We start from the raw sequence: 20644 nt of genomic DNA, 5'->3' as shown, positions 1-20644 counted from the left end.
GCCGACCCGGGGCACCGTGGTCAGCCGGCGAACTGCTTGCCGAGGAATTCGACGACGGCACCGTGCAGTTCAGCGCTGCGCGGAATGGCACCGGTCATCCAGTACACGGCATGGACAAGGCCTTCATACAGTTCGACCTGCACGGGGACGCCCTGGTCGGCCAACCTCCGGCCGTAGTCCACGCCCTCGTCCCGAGTGACCTCGTATTCGTTGAGCAACAGCAGAGTGGAGGGAAGCCCCGACAGATCCGCGGCCTTGGCCGGGGAGGCGTACGGATTCTCGGCGTCTTCCGGGGTGGCCAGGTACTGCTCCCAGAACCAGTCGATGGCTGCCGTGCTGACCAAGTACCCCTCGGCGTTCTCCTCGCGCGACGGGAATCGTGCCGTGCCGTCGATGACCGGATAGATCAATACCTGAGCGCGCAGTGCCGGGGCGCCGGTGTCGCGTGCCCGGAGGGCTGTGACCGCGGCCAGGTTGCCTCCGGCGCTGTCACCCATGACGGCTACGCGCGTGCCGTCGCCACCGAAGTCGGCTGCGTGCTCGACGACCCAGTTCAGTCCGGCGAACGCATCTTCGGGTGCGGCAGGAAACTTGTGCTCGGGAGCCAGCCGGTAACTCAGTGCAGCCACGACGACTTTCGCATCGGCGGCGAGCGCGCGACATGGCTGCTCGGTGACGTCGAGGCTGCCGGCGACCCAGCCACCGCCGTGGATGTACACCACGATCGGCAGAGGTGTTTCGGACTCCGGGATGTAGAGACGCACTGCCTGGTCGCCACCGGGGCCGGGGTAGACCGTGTCGACGACACGAGCGACGTCCGCCTTCGGTGCCTGGAGGCCGCTGAAGGACTCGACGACCTCACGGACTTCAGCAATGCTCATCTGCTCGAACGACTTCAGTCCCTGCTCGTTCAAAGTGTCTATCAAATTCTTGACCGCAGGATCGAGTGCCATGGTGTTCTCCTTCATGTCATGAGCAAGTCTGTTCAGCCGGCAGGTGGAGCCACACTATGGGTGCGTTCGGCGCGGGGAGTGTCCGAAAATCACACACGCATCCGCCCCCCGGTGTTACAGGCGTGTGTTTCACAATCGGACACGCCGACGCCCTGCGGTTCTAGTTTGATTCGGAGTGATCAACAGACGGCTGGAATTTCAGCGTCGCCGACAGAGAGGAACGGCAGTGAACGCGATTGCAGCGATCGAAGGAAGCGGTGACCATCGGGTCCTGGTGTTGCACGGCTGGGCGCTGGACAGCAGCGTATGGCTCACCGCCCGAGCCCGGACGGATCAGTCCCGCTTCACCTACGCGTACCTCGACTTTCCGGGGTACGGGGTCAACCGGCCCGAAGCACCGGCCGACGGAATCGACGGGATGGCCGCGGTCGCCCTCGACGCCGCCGATCAGCTCGGATGGTCGACCTTTTCCGTTCTCGGACATTCGATGGGGGGCACCACAGCGCTTCGGGTGGCGACCCTCGCACCTGAACGCGTGACCTCGGTCGTCGCACTGACGCCCGTCTCCCCGGCAGGTACCCCTCTCGACGAAGCGACCTACGGTTCCTTCGCCGGGGCCTGGGCAGACCCGGGTGCAGCCATCCGTGGCGCACTGGCACCACACATCGACGAGACAGATCTGAAGAACCTCGTCGACCGCAACCGCTCGACGATGGACCAGGCAACCTGGGAGTCCTACCTGAAGAACTGGACCAGTCCCGACTTCCTCGACCGGATGGGCACCTACGAAGGGCCTACCACCCTGATCGTGGGTGAGAGCGACCCGTTCGTCACCGCCGAGTACCTCGGGGACACGTTGGCGGCCTTGAAGAACGGGAACCTGAAGACCGTTCGGGGCAAAGCCGGGCACTACCCCATGGTGGAGAACGCTCCGGAGACGGTGGCGTTGTCGGAGCAATCTCTGTACTGATCTGACCGGGAACGCAATCCGGGTTCCGACCATGCCACGTTCGAATCGCGAATCCAGGGAGGATTCTCACCATGTTGAATCACGTTGTGACATTCAAATGGAAGCAGGACATCAGTGACGAGCACATTGAGTCCTTTCACGAAGCTCTGAGCGCAGTCTCGGAGAAGATTCCGGAGGTCGTGGAATACCGTTACGGAAGGGATCTGGCCCTCAAGCCCGGCAGCGGCGACTACGCAATCTCCGCGACCTTCGAAGACGTTCCCGACTTTCGCACATACCTGGCACATCCCGATCATGTGCGCCTCGTCCAGGAATTCATCTCGGTGATGGCCGAATCGTATTCGTCCGTTCAGATCGAATTCGCCTCGCGATAGGCGCGACCGGACCGTCGTTCGTCGAACGACGGTCCGGTCGACAGTGTCGCTCCTTTCCGAAAGTTGTGATCCAGTGGTGAGTGTCGAACACACCGGGCAGGCCCCGTCACGTGGTCCCCTGAGCCGTCCCGTCTCGGTACGTGACGACGCGGCTGCGTGGGTGGAGGCGTGGCCGGATGCCCGAATACTTCGCGTGAACGGTCGCGGTCAGGTCCGGCTTGTCGACAGACAACTGATGCTGGAACCGGCCGCCGACCTCTACTCCGAGCCTCCCGCGCGCGCCGTGCTGCTCGGCGTCTGTGGCACGGTTCACGAGTGGGCGGTGCGGGACGAGTTCCTCGCTGACAATTCCTCTGCGGGAACCAAGGTCGAACTCGGTGACCTGCGCTCACACGGAGCACTCCTCGATGCTGCTGACGCCGACCGGTATGTCACAGCGTTGGCATTGCTGACGTGGCAGGACGACGCCCATTTCTGCGCGAGGGATGGGGCGCCGACAACGATCACCTCGGGTGGTTGGATGCGCGTGTGCACGGCGTGCGGCCGGGAGGAATATCCGCGTACCGATCCCGCGATCATTTGTCTGGTGCACGACGGGGCAGACCGAGTACTGCTGGCGCGTCAGGCGAACTGGCCGGCACGGAACTTCTCGACGCTGGCGGGCTTCGTCGAGGCGGGCGAGTCTCTGGAAAGCTGTGTGGCACGGGAAGTTGCGGAGGAGGTCGGTCTCGTCGTCTCCGACGTGGTCTACGTCGGAAGTCAGCCCTGGCCCTTCCCGCGCTCCCTCATGCTCGGATTCCATGCCACGGCCGATCCCCGAGACGAGCTCGTCTTCATGGATGGCGAGATCGGCGAAGCTCTCTGGTGCACCCGCGCGGAGGTACGGGAGGCTCTGGCTGCAGGGGATTGGACGAGCTCGGCGGATGCGCACGTGTTGTTGCCCGGCGCAGTCTCGATTGCGAGGCGCATGCTCGAGGCCTGGGCGCGAGCCGGTGATTGACGCTCTGTCTCGATCGGCACGGTCCCGTCATCGACTGGCACTACTGCGGAAGGAACCGGCTTCCGTCGATTCCCAGGGCGCGCATTTTGCGGTAGAGGGTGGAGCGAGCTACCCCCAGGCGTTGCGCAGCCAGTAGTTTGTTGCCGTCGGTCTCGACGAGTGCCCTGAGCAACGCGTCACGCTCCGCCAATTCGAGTGAGGTCGAGGCGTTTCGGCGGCGCAGATCACCGTCGCGGTATCCGTCGGGCAGATGCTGCACTCCGATGTCGGAGCCCATCGACCGCAGGAGCGAGGACGCCAGAACCGATTCGAGCTCTCTGACATTTCCCGGCCAGTCCCGCGCGACCAGCAGTTGCAGAGCAGTGGGTTGCAGTCGCAGGCCGGTGCGGTCCGGGGAGTGCTTACGTAGTAAGGCGACACTGATGTCGGCGATATCTTCGGACCGATGTCGCAGTGGATCGATCTCTATGCGGCGCATGAAGTGATCGCACAGTCGACCGGCGGGGCCTTGACGGATCCCTTCGCCGGCGGTGGCAATGATGTGAGCGCGATTGTCGACGGCCTCGCTGAGGATCGCGCAGACGTTGGAGACCAGTTGTTCCGGCAGGAGATCGAGATGCCGGATGATGAGGGCTCCGTCGACCTTGTTCCAATTGACCAGTCCGGCAATCCACGCGACGGGGTCGACGGAGGCGGTACCAGCGTCGAACACGGTGAAATGGCCGTCGGCATCCTGCATCCGGTGGAGGGCGCTCGCGGCAAAGAACTTGCCGGCGCCGGGTTCTCCGGTGACGAGCACAGGTGCGTCGATCGCGGCGAGTCGCTCGAGTTCGGTCTGCAGTCGCTTCGTCGACAAACTGCGGCCGGGAATCTTGACAGTCTCCGTGCGTCTTTCGACGGAGGAGGCCGACGCCAATTGACGGGCGGGCGACTTCTTCGTATCGCGGGGATGTGGCCGCATCTCGATGACGATGCCCGCCGGCGTTCGGGAGTCTCCGACTCTACGTGCAGTTGCGGAAACCGTGACGTTGTCGGCGAGTCTGACTTCCCCGATGAACTCGTCGCGGCCGGCCAGCATTCGGCATGCCCAATCCCACAAGAGCGCCTGGTCGGACGTGTCGATGATCTGCGCGGCCATCGGAGTGGTCATGATGACATCTTGATTCAAGGACACCACTGCAGAGGAGCCGCGTCGAGAGGCCTGCAGGAAGGACTGGAGAAGCAGTTGCTCGCGATCGGAGGACTCGGCGTAGAGGCGCGACTGAATTTCGCGAACGGCTGATTGCGCCAGGGCACCCATCAGCGCGTTGGAGTCCGACAGGTTGGAGGTGATGTCGAGGATCCCCTCCACGGTGCGGGTGATCGGATGGATGATAGGAACACCGACGCACGCCAGGCTCTGCAGCGCCTCACGGAAGTGCTCACCACCGCTGACTTGGAACGGTCGTCGCTCCTCCAACGCGGTGCCGATCCCGTTGGTGCCGGTGTCCTCCTCGGCATAGCGGAAACCGGGTGCCACGTAGGCGCGGTCCAAACGCGCTCGCAACCCTGCGTCGCCCGCCCTGCGGTCGACGATCTGAGCGGCGGAATCGGCCAGCAGGATGGTCGCGGGCGCGTCCTGCAGGTGTAGGACGAGGTTGTCGATCACGGGATCGGCGGCTCTCCTCAACCGGCTGTCACGATCCACGTCCGGCGTGTAGGGAAGGTCGCCATCGCCGGACGAGACGCCGATAACTTCACACCGCCGCCATGACGCCTCGATCTCGGGTCGGAGGGTGCTCAACTCCTGGCTCTCTCGTGATGGCGCTGATATCCAGAATCGTTCACGTTCGTTCAATGGCTCGCGGCCCGCCTTGTCGATACTCATAGCCACCTTACATAACTGGTCAGGGGATTTTCCGAGCTGACCCTCCTTTCAATGTAACCTGGCTCACATCTTTGGGTGTGTCCCGTTTTGCTACAGTCCGCTCGTTGTACCGGACCTGGTGGGGATGACTGCAACGTTGTGGTCGCGACCATCGGAGACTGTGCTCGCCTGGTCTGTGAATGTGGGCTGACCTGTGTTTTCCCGATGCTGTCGTCTGATGTCGGCTTTGTCGATCTTGCCCATTGCAGTCTTGGGGATCTCATCGACTCTCACGAAACGATCGGGCAGCCAGAATCGGGGGAGGGTTGTCGCCAGGAACGTCCGGAGCTCCTCGTCGGTCACGTCGGCGTCCAGCCGGAGCCACGCGAGGGGGCGTTCCTGCCATGTGTCGTCCGGTATGGCGATGACGGCGGCCTCCGAGACAGCAGGATGAAGCATGAGCGCATTCTCGAGGTCTACCGAGGAGATCCACTCCCCACCGCTCTTGACGAGGTCCTTCTCGCGGTCTTTGATCTGCAGGCCGGCATCTGGGTGAACGGTCGCCACATCGCCGGTGCGGAGCCAGCCGTCTCGAAAGCTGTCCGGCGTTCGTGGATCGTCCAGGTATTCCCGGGCGACCCACGGCGAACGTACTTCCAGTTCGCCGACGGTCTGACCATCCCAGTCTTGCGGTGAGCCGGATTCGTCCACGACGCGGAGCTCGAACAACGGCAGTGGCCTGCCCTGCATCGAGACGCCGGGGGAGAACGTGCCCATCGGAGATGTCTCGGTCATTCCCCATCCATTTACGACGCGGGCGCCTTGCTCAGCCCACCACCGCGCCAGCGCGACCGGCGGCACCTGCCCTCCGAGCCACATCGTCTTCAGCTCCGAGAGGTCGTAGCCACAGTTACGGCGTAGGTGCTCGTCGCGTATGAGGGCGGCGACCGTCGGCGAGCCGACGAAGGTGTCGGGCCGTTCGCCATGGATCAAGTCCAGGAACCGCTCGGGTGTGGGGTGCGGTCCGGGCAGCACCAGACGTGCGCCCTGGAGCGCCGCCGCGTAGGGGACACCCCAGCCGTTGACGTGCGACATCTGGGTGGCGAGCAGGTAGGCCCGCTCCGCGTCGATCTCGACTCCACCCTTGGTGCTGATCGCCATGGCGTGGAGCACGATGCTCCGGTGGCTGTAGACGACGCCCTTGGGCAACCCGGTCGTGCCCGAGGTGAAGCAGATCGACGCCGCAGTGTTTTCGTCGACCTCCTGGAAGGACCCGTGGGTGGATGCACGTGAAACGAACTGATCATAGGGAATGACCTGGTCGAAGCCATCGATCGCACCGGGTTCGCCCACAACGACGAGGTGACGAACCGTGGGAATCCGACCACGCATCGCCTCTACCGACGGGAGGAGATCCTCGTCGACGATCAGAACCTCATCTGAAACATGGTTGATCGTATAGGCCATGTGTTCGACCGGCATGCGGTGATTTACGGTGTGCAGGACGGCCCCGAGCGCTGGGACCGCGAAGTATGCCGCCAGGTGCTGACGGGTATTCCACGCCATGGTTGCGATTCGGGACCCGCGTTTCACGCCGATCGATGCGAGCGCACCGGCCAGATCCCTCACGTCGGAGACCAGGTCCCGGTACGTGAAACTGCGAACCCCGTCCGAAGTCCAGGCCGTGTTGATCCGAGCGCCATTCACGTTCTCGGCGCGCCACAGCAGCCTCGCCACCGACAATTGACTACTCATCATGAGCCCATCCACCGGTCCTACCGCCTTTCATCAGATCGCTCCAAGTCGGGTCCTCGATGGATGCCAACTCTGCGACCACGTAATAGGCCGATCCTGTACCCCCCGTCAGGCACAAGGTGTCCTATAACGAGTCATCCCTTGCCCCAACGTGGTGTTGCATTTTCGGACATTCGTTTGATCACTCAGCCGACAACAGTGGTGGAAACCGCGGGTTTGAAATGCCGAGCCCGAAACGACTCCAAATCAAAAGGGGCACAACCATGACCGAATACACGCTGCGAACCATTGTCGACGGCTACTCGTACCTCGAGGGCCCCCGCTGGCATGACGGACGTCTCTGGTTTGCGGACTTCTACACCCACACCGTGAATGCCGTGAACGCCGACGGCAGCATCGAACTTGTCGCGACGGTCCCGCACCAACCCTCTGGGCTCGGTTGGCTGCCGGACGGGCGGCTGCTGATCGTGTCGATGAAGGACCGCAAGGTGCTGCGTCAAGAGTCGGACGGCACACTCGTCGAGCATGCCGACATCCGCGACCTATGCGGTGGCCACGCCAACGACATGGTCGTGGACGCCCAGGGAAGGGCCTACGTGGGCAACTTCGGATTCGACCTCATGGGTGGGGCGCCACACGAGCACACAACTGTCGTCCTCGTCGACACCGACGGAAGCGCCTCGATCGTCGCCGACGGACTGTCATTCCCCAACGGCATGGTCATCACTCCCGATGGTTCAACCCTGCTGGTCAACGAATTGTTCGGCAATCGGATCTCGGCATTCGACATCCACCCGGACGGCACGCTCGGCGAGCGAATCGAATGGGCCGGCTACGGAGATCTCGGTGCCGAGCCCGACGTCGGCACACGACTCGAGGCCGCCACGATCGTGCCCGACGGTCTGACCCTGGACGCCGAAGGCGCCGTGTGGATTGCCGATGCCGGGAACAACCGAGCGGTGCGGATCGCCAAGGGCGGCGAAATCCTCGACGAGGTCAGCACCGCACCCGACGGGGTGTTCGCCGTCGCGCTCGGCGGCGACGACGGGCGCACCCTGTTCTTGTGCGTCGCACCGAATTTCGACGAGACCGAACGCACCGCAACCCGCCTGGGCCGCATGCTCGCCACCGAAGTGGACGTACCACACGCCGGCCGCCCCTGACCCTCCGGATCCCGCGGCGGAACCGTCTCCCACAGCGGGTCCGGCGTTGATCTCACATTTCAACTGACCAAGGAGCCCCGGGGTGTTCACTACCTCCTTCACACGGATCTTCGACGTGGAGCATCCCGTCGTCTGTGGCGGCATGACTGCGGTCGGCACTGCCGACCTCATCGCCGCCGTCGCAAACGCGGGTGCTCTCGGATTCCTCTCCGCTCTCTCCCAGCCGACACCCGAAGCCCTGGCCGAGGAGATCGCAAGATGTCGGTCCATGACCGACCGACCCTTCGGTGTCAACCTGACGATCCTGCCAACCCTCAAACCTGTTCCCTACGAGGACTACCGCGCTGCCATCATCGACTCCGGCGTGGGCATCGTCGAAACGGCGGGTAGCAACCCCGCTCCCCATCTGCACGCCTTCGCCGCCGCCGGCATCAAGGTAATCCACAAGGCCGTCTCCGTGCGCCACGCGCTGAAGGCGGAGAAGCTTGGAGTCGACGCGGTCAGCGTCGACGGGTTCGAATGTGCAGGCCATCCCGGAAACGACGACGTTCCCGGTCTCGTCCTGATCCCTGCCGCCACCCGCAAACTGTCGATCCCCGTCATCGCCAGCGGCGGATTCGCCGACGGTGCCGGCCTGGCGGCGGCTCTGGCATTGGGGGCCAGCGCAATCAACATGGGAACCAGATTCGTCGCCAGCACAGAGGCGACAGTCCATGAGAACGTCAAACGCCAGATCACCGTCAACGACGAACGATCCACGCAACTGGTGTTCCGAGAGTTCAACAACACCGCCCGCGTCGCCCGCAACTCCATCTCGGAGAGAATTTCCGAGATCTCCGCGCTTCCGAACGCAACATTCGACGACGTCGCCGATCTGGCCTCCGGGGTGCGCGGTCGCCAGAAGGTTCTGGCCGGCGGTGACGTGGATGCCGGCTTGTGGTGGGCCGGGCAATCACAGGGACTGATCGACGAGATCCTCACCTGCGAGGAGATCGTGACCAGCACGGTCAACCAAGCCCATGATCTGATCGTGAACAGACTTCCCCAACTTACGGGTGCCATCCGATGATCCGCACCGTGGATGCCGAGTACGAGACGATCGCCCTCGAGCTGCGCGACGGCGTGCTCATCGTGACGCTGAATCGACCGGAGTCGCTCAACGCCTTCACCATCATCATGGCTGATGAGCTCGAGCACCTCTTCCGGGCCGTCAATGAGGACGACGACGTCAACGCCGTGGTGGTGACCGGCTCGGGCCGTGCCTTTTGCGCCGGTATGGATCTCACGACCGACGGCAACGTGTTCGGTCTCGACGAGACATTGGAGCCGACCCTCCACGATATGGGGGACTTGCAGGACCCGGTCATTGCCCGCGGCGTCCGCGACACCGGCGGTCGGGTCACCCTTGCGGTGTTCGACTGCCTCAAACCCGTGATCGCCGCCGTCAACGGCCCAGCCGTGGGCATCGGAGCCACCCTGACGTTGTCCACGGACGCCCGACTCGCCTCCACAGCAGCACGATTCGGGTTTGTCTTCGGCCGCCTCGGGATCACACCCGAAGCAGCCTCGACCTGGTTCCTGACGAGGATCGTCGGACTCGACACCGCGCTCGACCTCGTGTACTCCGCCGACATCCTCGACGCGGCCGACGCGGCCGACATCGGCCTGGTTCGCTCGGTCCACTCGCCGGACGAACTTCTCGATGCCGCGCTTGCACTGGCACATCGCTTCACTCGCGGTCGGTCGCGTGTCGCGACCGCCCTGACCCGGCAGATGATGTACCGCAACGCGCTTCTCGATCACCCCGCCGAGGCTCACCGCATCGACTCACTCGCCATGTTCTACACCAGTATCGGAGATGGAAGAGAAGGTGTCCAAGCATTCCGAGAGAAGAGGAAGCCCCAGTTCAAGGGACGCGTATCCACCGACCTTCCTGACTTCTACACCGACTGGATAGAGCGGTAGCGCCGCTGAGACAAAGGCTGTGATGTCGCTCGCGGAATACGGGTAGAACCATTCATCGTCACTGCCTACCGGCCAACGAAATCCCAGCAGTGTCGACGAGCCCACGGGTGGCCGATCAGCTGTGACCGGGGTAGTTCCGCAGTGCCGATGGCCGCGCGAACCCGGTGTGTCTCTCTCCTTTCGTCCGCCTGGTGCATGTGCCCGATCGCCGCAGGGGTGAGGACTTCGCCGCGGCCTTGGCCACCGCGGTCGGCGACCTGCCGCCGATCGCGCGGCGCACCTTGACCTGGGATCAGGGCAGCGAGACGGCTCGCCACTGATCTTCTTGCCCACCTCATTGACGAAGGCATCTATGTCGCCGACCCGGAAGTCTGTCGCAACGCGGTACCAACGAGAACACGAACGGCTTGGTTCGCCAGTACTTTCCCAAGAGCACCGACTTGCGCACCTACGCCATCGACGATCTGCGACGGGTCTAGGACCTTCTCAACAATCGGCCGCGCAAGAGCTTGCACTGGGCCACACCGGCAACGGCTTTCGCCGCTCGACTGCCACAATGATTGCGCAAGCGTTGCGACGGCCACTCGAATCCGCCCGGTCGTCTTCAGTGACCAGATTTGATCCACCCGATGTCTCGGTCATGTCGATCGCAGCGAGCATCTCGCCACTGCATAACCTCGGCCAGGGCTGTTCTGCCCCTCACTGGTGAGGTGGGCAAGTACGGTGCCACGAGGTCGGCGTGGATGCCGGCACAGGAGCTGAGTTCCATGCTCTACGTGCAGAGTTGGGCAGAAGTGTCCGGATTCGCTCCAGGCACTGTTCCGGTCAAAAGATGTTGCTGTAGTTGCATGGTGGATGCCGTCCGATGAATTGGCCGTTCGCCACGCGAGGCGTGCGTGCACGTGTGCCTGGCGCCCTTCGGGTGTCTGGTGGATCGATATCGGACAGTCCCAGGTTCTCGAACGGCCCTAGCGTATGTGATGTCGGTCATACGAACGGGCCGGACTGGCACATATCGATCTGCTCCTCGGCGCGGGTCCCGGGCATTTCACTCAAGGAGGCAACATGGCCACGATATCGATCGATCCAAGGGAACTCGACGAGACGAGCGGCGTCTTGGACGTCCTCGTCGTCGGAGGCGGCTTCGCGGGTCTGTATCAACTCGATCAACTTCGTTCACGCGGATTTTCGGTGAAGGTTGTCGAAGCCGGTGACTCGCTGGGGGGCATCTGGTACTGGAATTGCTACCCGGGTGCTCGAACCGACAGCACCGGACAGATCTATCAGTACTCACGCGAGGACCTGTGGAAGGACTGGAGTTACGATGAGCTCTACCCGTCGTGGTCCGGTGTGCGCGACTATTTTGCATACGTCGACCGCAAGCTCGATCTGTCTCGAGACATCATCTTCAGTACGCGGGTGACGTCTGCGGACTTCGACGGCGAGCGGAACCAATGGACAGTGCGTACCTCCACGGGCCGGATGCTGCGTGCCAGGTCTGTGGTGATCTGCACTGGATTCGGTGCCAAGCCGTACATTCCCAGCATCAACGGGCTCAACAGCTTTGCAGGTGATTCTCACCATACCGCGTTGTGGCCCCAAGAAGGTCTGGACATGGCCGGCAAACGTGTGGGGATCATCGGCACCGGGTCGAGTGGCGTTCAGGTCACCCAGGAGGCCGCCGCGGACGCCGAACAGATCACAATCTTCCAGCGGACGCCGAACCTTGCGCTGCCGATGCGGCAGCAACAGTTGACAGGCCAGCTCAAGGAGAAGCTGAAGGAAAACCTTCCCGAGCGATTCGCCCAGCGCCGGAGGTCGTTTGCCGGATTCGACATGGACTTCATCCCGAAGAGCGTGTTCGAAGTCTCGGACGAGGAGCGGGCTGACACTTACGAACGAATGTGGGCCACAGGCGGTTTCGAGCTGTGGCTCGCCAACTATCAAGACATCTTGCTCGATGAACGCGCGAACCGCACCATGTACGACTTCTGGCGCAACAAGGTCCATCAGCGCGTCACCGATCCGGTCAAGGCTGAGAAGCTTGCCCCGATGGATCCGCCCCATCCGTTCGGGACGAAGCGACCCTCGCTGGAGCAGAACTTCTATGATGTGGTGAACCAGGAGAACGTCGACATCGTCGACGTCAACGAGGATCCGATCGAGCGGATCACCCCGGCGGGTGTCCAGACCAAGTCCGGTCTGCGCGAGTTCGACATCCTGGTCTTTGCCACAGGTTTCGACGCGAACCGAGGTGGCATCACGTCGATCGATATCCGAGGCACCAATGATCAACTGTTGAGCCACAAGTGGTCCGAGCGGCTCGATACCTTCATGGGACTCACCACTGCGGGATTCCCCAACCTGATGTTCGTGTACGGCCCGCAGAGCCCAGCCGGATTCTGCAACGGGCCCACATGCGCGGAGGTACAGGGAGAGATCGTTGTCGACTTCCTGACCCACGTTCGCGACGGCGGATACCAGCGGTTCGAGACCAGCGAGGACGCAGAGCAATCATGGACGGCGCACGTGGAGGAAGTCTTCCACATGTCGCTCTTTCCGCGGGCCAAGTCTTGGTATCACGGGGCAAACATTCCCGGTAAACCGAGCCAGATGCTCAACTACTCTGGCGGCCTTCCTTCCTACTTCGACCACTGGGAGGAAAACGTCGCGGCCGGGTACAAGGCATTCACACTGTCCTGATGACGTGCGCGAACGGCGGACAGGTCGACCAACATCGGATCGCGCGGAAATCGTCAGGCGCAGGGTCCGGCGGCCCTCACATCCTGCCAATGAGTTCCGATGATGGCGGTTGTCGCGGCATCCGACCTGCTCGCCCTCGACGCGCGCGAGCCGCGGGCATGACGACCGTCCGGCGTCCGCTCGTCGACAATGGCCCCAAAGCGGCGCAACGGCCGTTAGAACTTGTGTATGCCGAGCTCGAGCGCGCGGTTTCTCAGCGGAGAACGCGATCCCCGGTATGGGCGGCGGCCTGTTGCAGCACTGCAACCGCGACACGATGAACTTCGGGCAGAAGGCATCCGCGGTGTGTGTCAACGGTGAGTGCCGGGGCATCGCGAAGGCGCCGACCGGGGATGCGATGAAGGCGTCCAAACGTGGCCGCCTCGGGTTGCGACTGTCGCAGGGTGAGTATCAGACGGTGCCACGGGAGTCGATCTCGCCGGGGGAGAACATCCTGCAGAGCCGGGTAGGCGTCCCGTGGAGTGGTGGGGTTTGGGGCTGAGCGGCGCGGCTCCGACGTAGAGTCTGACCTGTCCGAGCTACTCGACGCATTCCGCACCGGAGACGGAGTGAATCTGATCCGTGAATCGGTCCGGATGGTGATGCAGGAACTGATCGAAACCGAAGCCACCGAACAGATCAGCGCCGGCCGCTGTGAACGCACCGAGGCCCGCACGACCGAACGCAACGGGTCCGAGGCTTCCTCGCTTCGCTGAAGAAACGCGACTTGTCCGGTGTCCGACTGATCATCAGCGATCAGCACGCCGGTCTGGTCGCCGCCCTGCGGCGCCCGCCACCGCCGCCTCCACGTGGGACGAGGTCCGATATCCCTTCGGGCCGTTCCGGCACGGCAAGAATCCGGCACGGTTCACGGTGTTGTGACCACCACGCCCCCGAACGGACCTCTCAACCATGACCGGAAGCGTCCAGAACGAGGAAGGACAGACAGCGCGGTGGCCGCTGATGCTCAATCATCTATGAAAATCTGCACCGTACGATCACACGGTGTGGTGGTCGACGACCGGTAATACGTGACTTCGGACGAGTTCCTTATCGCGTCCCGGCGATCTACTGCTCTGACCCCGGACCGCCGGTCCGGGGTCAGAGCAGTAGATGGAAGATGTCGAAGGCAACGTTCCATTCGGCGGTGCCGGGGTTCTTGCGGTCCGGCTCGACCGTGACAAAGGTATGCGCCAGCGCCACGCTCAAGCCTCCGGCGATCAGCGGCAGTCGCTGCTCGGTCTCCTCGGAGAGGGCCACGTCCAACGGCGGGCGGGCCGTCAGTTGGTCGAGCAGAGGTTGAAGTTCGATCTCCTCGTCCAGTTTTTCGAACCGGTGGATGCTCTCCTGCAGCCCCTTGGTGATCGGCAGGTCCCACGGTTCGATCACGTCCCGCAGGTTGGCCTTGGCCGAGGCCTTGCCGATGAGGATCATGTCGTAGATCTTGTCGTCGATGAAATCCGTATAGCGCTTGAGGTCGTTCCGGTCGACCTGCAGTCCAGCCGCTGCCCGGAAGAACCGCTGAAATTTCACGGTGCCCATCACTGGCATGTCGTCAGCTCCTCTCGAAGTATTCATGGATTTGGCGAACCGCCATCGCTCCTTCACCGACAGCGGATGCGACCCGTTTCACCGAGCCGCGGCGGACGTCGCCCGCCGCGAACAGGCCGGGCCGGCTGGTTTCGAGCGTCCTCGACAACCCGGCGCCGATCCGCCGGTCGCCGTCTCCTCGAGCGCGAGCCGCGTCCACGCCCGTGAGGACGAAGCCGTGGTCGTCGAGTGCGATCGCGTCGGCCAGCCACCCGGTGTGCGGCGTCGCCCCGATGAAGACGAACAGGGCGTGCACCCGGATCGTGTCCTGGTCGCCGGTGCGGTTGTCCTCGACCACGATTTCCTCGAGGTATTTCTCACCGTGGACCATACGAATCTCGGTGTTCCGGTGCACGGTGACGCGCGGGTGGTGCTCGATCTGGTCGACCAGGTATCGGGACATGCTCTTTCCGAGGTCGTCGCCGCGGATGAACAGGTGGACGTGGGAGACATGGTCGGCGAGGAAGACGGTGGCCTGGCCGGCGGAGTTTCCGCCGCCGACGATGGCCACCGGGTCGGTGCCGCACATCCGCGCTTCCTGATGGGTCGCGGCGTAGTACACGCTTGTTCCCTCCAGTGCCTCGATCCCCGGAACTGCCAACTTGCGGTATCGCGCCCCGGTGGCGAGCACGACGGCCCGGCCGCGGACCGCGCCGCCCTCCGCCAGCCGGAGAACATGGTTCCCGGCCTCGGATCCCAAACCGGTCACGTCGGCCGACACCAGGATGCGGGCGCCGAACTTGCCGGCCTGGATCACCGCGCGCTCTGCCAATTCGGCGCCGGAGATCCCTGCCGGGAAGCCCAGGTAGTTCTCGATCCGGGAGGAGGTACTGGCTTGGCCGCCGGCGGCGATCGACTCCAGCGTCACCGTGTTCAACCCGTCCGAGGCGCCGTACACGGACGCTGCCAGACCGGCCGGTCCGGCACCCACGACGACGAGGTTGCACACGTCCTGGGCTGCGTCCGGGACCGAGTCCGGGACCGGAAGCCCGACGACGCGGGCGAGTTCGGCGTTCGTCGGATTGCGCAGCACTTTCTGGCCGTGCCAGATCACGACGGGAGTGTCCTCGGGGGCGATGTCCAGGCTGCGCAGCAGCTGCTCCGCCCGCTGGTCCTGCTCCAGATCGATCCACCTGTGGGGTAGTCGGTTTCGCATGGCGAATTCCCGAAGCCGCAACGTGTCCGGGGAATAGCAGGAGCCGATGATCCGGAACCCGGATCCGAGTCCGATCAGCAGGTGCCGGCGGACCAGGTAGGCGCGCAGGATCAGATCGCTGAGCACGAGATCGTGGGCCACCAGTTCGCGCACCCGCGCGGCGGGGACGACGAGGACCTCGCCGTCCTCGATGGTCTCGGCGGTGAAGAACGCCACCTGGCCTTCGAGCAGTCCGAGCTCGCCCAGGAATCGGCCGGGACCGTGCACGCGCAATATCCGGCGTTCGCCGTCCCCGTCGCCCTCGTCGATGACCGCGACCTTGCCGGAGAGGATGACGAAGAAGTCGTGGCTGGGCGCGCCCTCACGGATCAGAACCTCGCCGGCGTGAACCGATCGACGTGTGCCACCGGTCTCGAGCGTTGCGACCTGGTCGTCCGTCAGCCGCGGGAATGCTCCGACCGCATCCGGAGTCTCGTCGTCGACCGGCGGAATGTCGCCGACGGGTGTGGCGTCTTCAGACGAAGTTCTGGTCGACATAACACCAGCGCCAATCTTCACCGGGCTCCATCGACTGGACGATCGGATGGCCGATGGCGTGAGCGTGCGCGCTCGCGTGCTTGCCCGGCGAAGAGTCGCAGCAACCGACGTGTCCGCACGTCAGGCACAGCCTCAGATGCACCCACGGGGTGCCGAGGCGAAGACATTCCTCGCAACCCTGCGGGGTCCGGGGCACCACGGCCCGGATCGCGGTCACGTGTGGGTCCGCATGGACAAAGGTCATGACTTCGCCTCCTTGCCTGCATTTTCCGAGAGTGCCTGATCGAGCCACGTGCGCAGCTGGGGTACCGGAGCTGCGCCCGCCTGCCGAGCGAGGACCTCACCCCGGTCCATCACCAGCAGAGTCGGCACGGCGCGGACGGTGAACCGTTCGGCCGTCTGGGGAGCAACATCTACGTCGACCTTGACCAGCTTGATCTGACCTGCGCGTTCTGTGGCGAGCTGCTCGAGCGCCGGGCTGACCATGCGGCACGGGCCGCACCACGTCGCCCAGAGATCGACGAGCACAGGCACCGAGGACTTCTCGGCGACCTCCGCGAAGTCGCCGTCCCCTGCCGAGGCGATCCAGGGCAGCGGCTCGTGACAGTTCCCGCAGCGCGGTTTTCCTTCCCCGGCCGCCGGCACCTTGTTGATCTTGCCGCAGTTCGGACACTTCACCTTGTCGGATCCCATGACGACACCTCTTCTCAGGCCGCCGCGACGGCGGGTTCCGCATACGCGACGGCGAGCTCGCCGCCGTCCACCGTGACACCGATGGTGCCACCCGGTTCGATTTCGCCTCGCAACAGCGCACGACCGATCTTGGTCTCCACCTCGTGGGCGATGTATCGCCGCAGCGGCCGCGCACCGTAGACCGGGTCGAAACCGTGTTCGGCGATGAGCCGGCGTGCTTCCGGCGTGATATCCAGGTGTATCTGGCGCTCCGACAACCTGTTCCGAAGGTCGGTGAGTTGCAGCTCGACGATGTGCTCGATCTGGGGCAGCGTGAGCGGGGTGAACAACACGATGTCGTCGACCCGGTTGAGGAACTCGGGACGGAAGTGCCCGCGCAGCTCCGCCAGCACCCGCTCCCGGGCGTCCGGCTTGATCTCGCCGTCGGCTGTGACTCCGTCGAGGAGATGCTGGGATCCGATGTTGGAGGTCATGATGATCACCGTGTTCCGGAAATCGACCTGCCTGCCTTGAGAATCGGTGATCCGGCCGTCATCGAGCACCTGCAGCAGAGTATTGAAGACGTCGGCGTGGGCCTTCTCGATCTCGTCGAAGAGCACCACGGAGTACGGCTTGCGGCGTACCGCCTCGGTGAGCTGGCCGCCCTCGTCGTACCCGACGTACCCGGGGGGCGCACCGATGAGCCTGCTCACCGTGTGCCGCTCCTGGTACTCGCTCATGTCCAGGCGCACCATGTTGTCTTCGCTGTCGAAGAGGGCACTGGCCAGCGTCTTTGCGAGCTCGGTCTTTCCCACGCCCGTCGGGCCCAGGAAGATGAACGAACCGATCGGCCGGCGCGGATCACGGATACCGGACCTCGCCCGGATCACCGCGTCTGCGACCAGTTGCACGGCCTCGTCCTGACCGACGACCCTCTCGTGCAGAATCTCGTCGAGCTTCAACAGCTTCTCCCGCTCGCCTTCCTGCAGCCGGGCGACCGGGATACCCGTCCATGCGGCCACGATCTCTGCGATCTCGTCTTCGGTGACCACTTCACGCAGCAACGGATTCTGTCCCTGCCTGCTGGCCAGTTGCTCCTCCGCCGCCTCGAGCCTGCGTTCCAACTCGGTGATCTCGCCGTATCGCAACTCGGCGGCCCGATTGAGGTCGTAGTTGCGCTCCGCCTCCTCGGCCTCGTGGCGCAATCGTTCCAGCTCTCCCCGCAGTTCCTGCACCCGCCGGATCGCCTGCCGCTCCGCCTCCCACTGAGCGTGCCGGGCGTCGGCCTCGGCCCGTAGATCGGCCAGCTCCTTACGCAGCTCCTCGAGGCGCGTCTTGCTGGCCGCGTCCGTTTCCTTGGACAGCGCGGCCTCTTCGATCTCCAGCCGGGTCACCTTCCGGGTGAGCTCGTCGAGTTCGGCGGGCATCGAATCGATTTCGGTGCGTAGCCGGGCACACGCCTCGTCCACCAGATCGATCGCTTTGTCCGGAAGGAAGCGGTCGGTGATGTACCGGTGCGAGAGGGTCACGGCGGCCACCAGTGCGCCGTCCTGAATCTTCACGCCGTGAAACACCTCGAGGCGTTCTCGAAGTCCGCGCAGAATCGAGATCGCATCCTCGGCGCTGGGCTCGTCGACGAGAACGGTCTGGAAGCGACGCTCCAGTGCGGCATCGGATTCGATGTGCTTGCGATACTCGTCGAGAGTGGTGGCACCGATCATGTGCAGTTCGCCGCGGGCGAGCATCGGCTTGAGCATGTTGCCGGCGTCGAGAGACCCCTCGCCGCCGACTGATCCCGCACCGACCACCGTGTGTAACTCGTCGACGAACAACAGGATGTGCCCCTCGGCCGCCTTTACCTCGGACAGCACCGCCTGCAGTCGCTCCTCGAACTCGCCGCGGTACTTCGCGCCGGCCACCAGGGAACCCATGTCGAGCGAGAAGATCGTCTTGTCGCGCAGGCCCTCGGGCACGTCGCCGCGGACGATCCGCTGGGCGAGGCCCTCGACGATCGCGGTCTTACCGACGCCGGGGTCGCCGATCAGCACCGGATTGTTCTTCGTCTTCCGGCTCAGGATCTGCGTTACCCTGCGGATCTCGGCATCTCGGCCGATGACCGGATCGAGTTTGCCTGCCCGCCCCTCGGAGACGAGGTCGCGTCCGTACTTCTCCAGAGCCTCGTACGCCCCCTCCGGGGTCGCCGAGGTGACGCGTTGATTGCCGCGCACTTTCGTCAGCGCCGTGAGGAAGGCCTCTCGTGTGACCCCATGACTGGCGAGGACCCGCCCCGCCGCACTGGCCGACCCCTCCTCGGAGAGGGCCATCACGAGATGCTCCACCGACACGTAGGAATCCTTGAGTCGCTTCGCCTCCCGCTCCGCGGCGTCGAGCAGCTTGGCCAAACGCTGGGTGATCATCACCTGACCGGGCGTCGCGCCGGGGCCGCTGACCTTCGGCCTGCGCGACAGTTCACGTTCCAGGTCGGATCGCAGGGCATCGACGTTCGCGCCGGCCTGCTCGAGCAGTCGGGGGACCAACCCTTCCTGCTGATCGACCAACGCGAGCAGCAGGTGCTCTCCGTCGACCTCGGTGTGACCCATTCTGGTCGCGACGTTCTGGGCTTCCTGCAGGGCTTCTCGTGACTTTTCAGTCAGGCTGCCGGTGTCCATGGGGGTGTCCTCCTTCTGCGGGAAGCTGCTTCGAGTTTCTCGATTCGATCCAGCAGATCGAGCACGAGCCCGATTGCCGAGTAGTTCAGGCCCAGACCGGTCCGCAGCCGTTGGATGCGGGCGGCGTGGGCCACTTCGGACGGTTCGAACGACATCTCGCCGCCGGCGGCGCGGTGGGCGTCGAGCAGGCCGAGAGCCACAAGCTTTCGTGCCAGGTCGGGGTGCAGCCCGGTACGTTCGGCGAAGGCATCTGGCGACAATCCGGCACGGCGAACCAATACGTACTGGGTGACCGGGGTCGGGGTGCTCATGTCTCTTTCCTCGGATCGAAGTTCGATTCGGTGGCCAACTGCTCGAACAGCTCGCGTTCGCGTGCTGTCGGTTTCGGCGGCACCATCACCTTGATTTCGGCGTAGAGGTTGCCGTTGGCGCCCCGCGGATTGGGCATTCCCTCTCCGCGCAGGCGTAGCTTCCGTCCCGTCGACGAGCCCGGCACCACTTTGACTTTCGCCTCGCCACCCGGGGTGGGAATGACGACGGTCGACCCGAGGACCGCCTCCCATGGCGATACGGGCAGGTCGACGTAGATGTCCCGGCCCTGGACGCGGAACCGGGAATGCGGCTTGATCCGCACCACGAGGTACAGATCCCCGGGCGGCGCGTCACCGTTGCCCCGGCCGCCTTGCCCGGCCAGCCGGATTCGCTGGCCGTCCAGGACACCGGCCGGAATGTCGACGTCGTACTGCCGTCCGTCCAGTCTGAGAGTGCGTTTGCCGCCCCGATACGCCTCTTCCAGGGGCAGTTCCAGTTCCGCTTCCTGATCGGCGCCGGGAATCGGCCCGTACCCGCCACCGCCGCCGAACATCTGCCCGAAGAGGTCCTCGAAGTCGACGCCGCCCTCGCCACCGACACCGTGACCGAAGTGCACCCTTCTGCCCCCGCCCCCACCGCCGTACCCGCCGCCGAACCCGCCGCCGCCGTACCCACCGGCGCTTGCCCGGACCCGTTCGTCGTAGTCCTCGGGCACACGCCGGAAGTCGTCACCGAATCGGTCGTAGCGTTTCCGGGTGTCCGGGTCGGACAACACCTGGTAGGCCTCGTTGGCCTCCTTGAACTTGTCCTCCGCAGTGGGGTCCTTGTTCACGTCGGGGTGGTACTTGCGGGCCAGCTTGCGGTAGGCCTGCTGGATTTCGTCGGTGCCGGCGCCCCGCGGGACCCCGAGCACTTCGTAGTAGTCACGCGCCATCGGTGC

The 20644-nt window shown here is 64.3% G+C and carries 20 protein-coding genes and 1 pseudogene; 11 read left to right on the top strand and 10 right to left on the bottom strand.

Annotated elements, in window-relative coordinates; translation table 11 throughout:
• Window positions 1–20: 20 nt before the first annotated feature.
• The gene (gene lipP1, locus QM806_RS32970; protein WP_054246235.1) at window positions 21–953 is read right to left on the bottom strand and encodes a LipP1 family hormone-sensitive lipase; all 933 of its coding nucleotides are present in this window, start codon (window positions 951–953) and stop codon (window positions 21–23) included.
• 226 nt (window positions 954–1179) lie between these two features.
• Between lipP1 and QM806_RS32965 the strand changes: the two genes are divergently transcribed.
• The 3 genes from QM806_RS32965 to nudC all read left to right on the top strand — a co-directional run bounded on the left by QM806_RS32965 (window position 1180) and on the right by nudC (window position 3297).
• Window positions 1180–1923: an alpha/beta fold hydrolase gene (locus QM806_RS32965; RefSeq protein ID WP_007297062.1), complete on the top strand. Its 744-nt coding sequence runs from the start codon at window positions 1180–1182 to the stop codon at window positions 1921–1923.
• A 71-nt stretch (window positions 1924–1994) separates the two neighbouring features.
• Entirely contained in the window at window positions 1995–2297 is a 303-nt protein-coding gene (locus QM806_RS32960; RefSeq protein WP_005568216.1) for a Dabb family protein, read from the top strand.
• A gap of 73 nt (window positions 2298–2370) precedes the next feature.
• Complete coding sequence (gene nudC / locus QM806_RS32955) at window positions 2371–3297, top strand: NAD(+) diphosphatase (protein ID WP_242322524.1); 927 nt, start codon at window positions 2371–2373, stop codon at window positions 3295–3297.
• A gap of 40 nt (window positions 3298–3337) precedes the next feature.
• Here the strand turns inward: nudC and QM806_RS32950 are convergent, their stop codons facing one another.
• Window positions 3338–5080 carry a sigma-54-dependent Fis family transcriptional regulator gene (locus tag QM806_RS32950; RefSeq protein WP_242322525.1) on the bottom strand — a complete coding sequence of 581 codons (1743 nt, stop codon included), beginning with the start codon at window positions 5078–5080 and terminating at the stop codon, window positions 3338–3340.
• 174 nt (window positions 5081–5254) lie between these two features.
• Window positions 5255–6901, bottom strand: coding sequence for a long-chain fatty acid--CoA ligase (locus tag QM806_RS32945; protein WP_283294107.1), 1647 nt, complete (start codon window positions 6899–6901; stop codon window positions 5255–5257).
• 260 nt (window positions 6902–7161) lie between these two features.
• Here QM806_RS32945 and QM806_RS32940 point away from each other — a divergent pair, with 260 nt between their 5' ends.
• The 8 genes and pseudogenes from QM806_RS32940 (at window position 7162) to QM806_RS41890 (ending at window position 13684) form a co-directional block, all read left to right on the top strand.
• Window positions 7162–8061 carry an SMP-30/gluconolactonase/LRE family protein gene (locus QM806_RS32940; RefSeq protein ID WP_005256223.1) on the top strand — a complete coding sequence of 300 codons (900 nt, stop codon included), beginning with the start codon at window positions 7162–7164 and terminating at the stop codon, window positions 8059–8061.
• Between the two features lie 82 nt (window positions 8062–8143).
• A complete protein-coding gene (locus tag QM806_RS32935; protein WP_005256225.1) occupies window positions 8144–9130 on the top strand; it encodes an NAD(P)H-dependent flavin oxidoreductase in 987 nt (328 codons plus the stop codon).
• Window positions 9127–10026: a crotonase/enoyl-CoA hydratase family protein gene (locus QM806_RS32930; protein WP_133985571.1), complete on the top strand. Its 900-nt coding sequence runs from the start codon at window positions 9127–9129 to the stop codon at window positions 10024–10026. The genes QM806_RS32935 and QM806_RS32930 overlap by 4 nt, the downstream gene beginning before the upstream one ends.
• Window positions 10027–10217: 191 nt before the next feature.
• Window positions 10218–10346 (top strand): integrase, encoded by a 129-nt coding sequence (locus tag QM806_RS32925; RefSeq protein WP_246859954.1) that lies wholly within the window; start codon window positions 10218–10220, stop codon window positions 10344–10346.
• Between the two features lie 745 nt (window positions 10347–11091).
• Window positions 11092–12729 (top strand): flavin-containing monooxygenase, encoded by a 1638-nt coding sequence (locus QM806_RS32920; protein WP_005568202.1) that lies wholly within the window; start codon window positions 11092–11094, stop codon window positions 12727–12729.
• A gap of 277 nt (window positions 12730–13006) precedes the next feature.
• Window positions 13007–13270, top strand: coding sequence for a hypothetical protein (locus QM806_RS32915; RefSeq protein ID WP_249343553.1), 264 nt, complete (start codon window positions 13007–13009; stop codon window positions 13268–13270).
• Window positions 13254–13478 (top strand): annotated as a pseudogene (locus tag QM806_RS32910) (transposase); the annotation flags it as partial. The gene QM806_RS32915 and the pseudogene QM806_RS32910, both read left to right, overlap by 17 nt.
• 17 nt (window positions 13479–13495) lie before the next feature.
• Window positions 13496–13684 carry a hypothetical protein gene (locus QM806_RS41890; RefSeq protein WP_502943928.1) on the top strand — a complete coding sequence of 63 codons (189 nt, stop codon included), beginning with the start codon at window positions 13496–13498 and terminating at the stop codon, window positions 13682–13684.
• Window positions 13685–13869: 185 nt separating this feature from the next.
• Here the strand turns inward: QM806_RS41890 and QM806_RS32905 are convergent, their stop codons facing one another.
• From QM806_RS32905 to QM806_RS32875, 7 genes are read right to left on the bottom strand one after another with little or no spacing between them, the layout of a single operon-like run.
• Window positions 13870–14310, bottom strand: a complete 441-nt coding sequence (locus QM806_RS32905; protein ID WP_005259205.1) for a DUF1931 family protein — start codon at window positions 14308–14310, stop codon at window positions 13870–13872.
• A gap of 13 nt (window positions 14311–14323) precedes the next feature.
• A complete protein-coding gene (locus tag QM806_RS32900) occupies window positions 14324–16051 on the bottom strand; it encodes an FAD-dependent oxidoreductase (protein WP_283294104.1) in 1728 nt (575 codons plus the stop codon).
• Window positions 16029–16295 (bottom strand): ubiquitin carboxyl-terminal hydrolase 14, encoded by a 267-nt coding sequence (locus QM806_RS32895; RefSeq protein WP_007297053.1) that lies wholly within the window; start codon window positions 16293–16295, stop codon window positions 16029–16031. Before QM806_RS32895 ends, QM806_RS32900 begins: the two co-directional genes overlap by 23 nt.
• Entirely contained in the window at window positions 16292–16744 is a 453-nt protein-coding gene (gene trxA / locus QM806_RS32890; protein WP_007297052.1) for a thioredoxin, read from the bottom strand. The genes QM806_RS32895 and trxA overlap by 4 nt, the downstream gene beginning before the upstream one ends.
• Window positions 16745–16758: 14 nt before the next feature.
• Entirely contained in the window at window positions 16759–19392 is a 2634-nt protein-coding gene (gene clpB, locus QM806_RS32885) for an ATP-dependent chaperone ClpB (protein WP_167117458.1), read from the bottom strand.
• Complete coding sequence (locus QM806_RS32880) at window positions 19374–19703, bottom strand: chaperone modulator CbpM (RefSeq protein WP_005567551.1); 330 nt, start codon at window positions 19701–19703, stop codon at window positions 19374–19376. Before QM806_RS32880 ends, clpB begins: the two co-directional genes overlap by 19 nt.
• The gene (locus tag QM806_RS32875) at window positions 19700–20638 is read right to left on the bottom strand and encodes a DnaJ C-terminal domain-containing protein (protein ID WP_054246217.1); all 939 of its coding nucleotides are present in this window, start codon (window positions 20636–20638) and stop codon (window positions 19700–19702) included. The genes QM806_RS32880 and QM806_RS32875 overlap by 4 nt, the downstream gene beginning before the upstream one ends.
• Between the last annotated feature and the right edge of the window lie 6 nt (window positions 20639–20644).

The sequence above is a fragment of the Rhodococcus sp. IEGM 1351 genome (assembly GCF_030056875.1).
GTDB lineage: Bacteria > Actinomycetota > Actinomycetes > Mycobacteriales > Mycobacteriaceae > Rhodococcus_F > Rhodococcus_F opacus.
The sequence above is the reverse complement of the archived record's forward strand: the minus strand, read 5'-3'. Positions and strand labels throughout refer to the sequence as shown.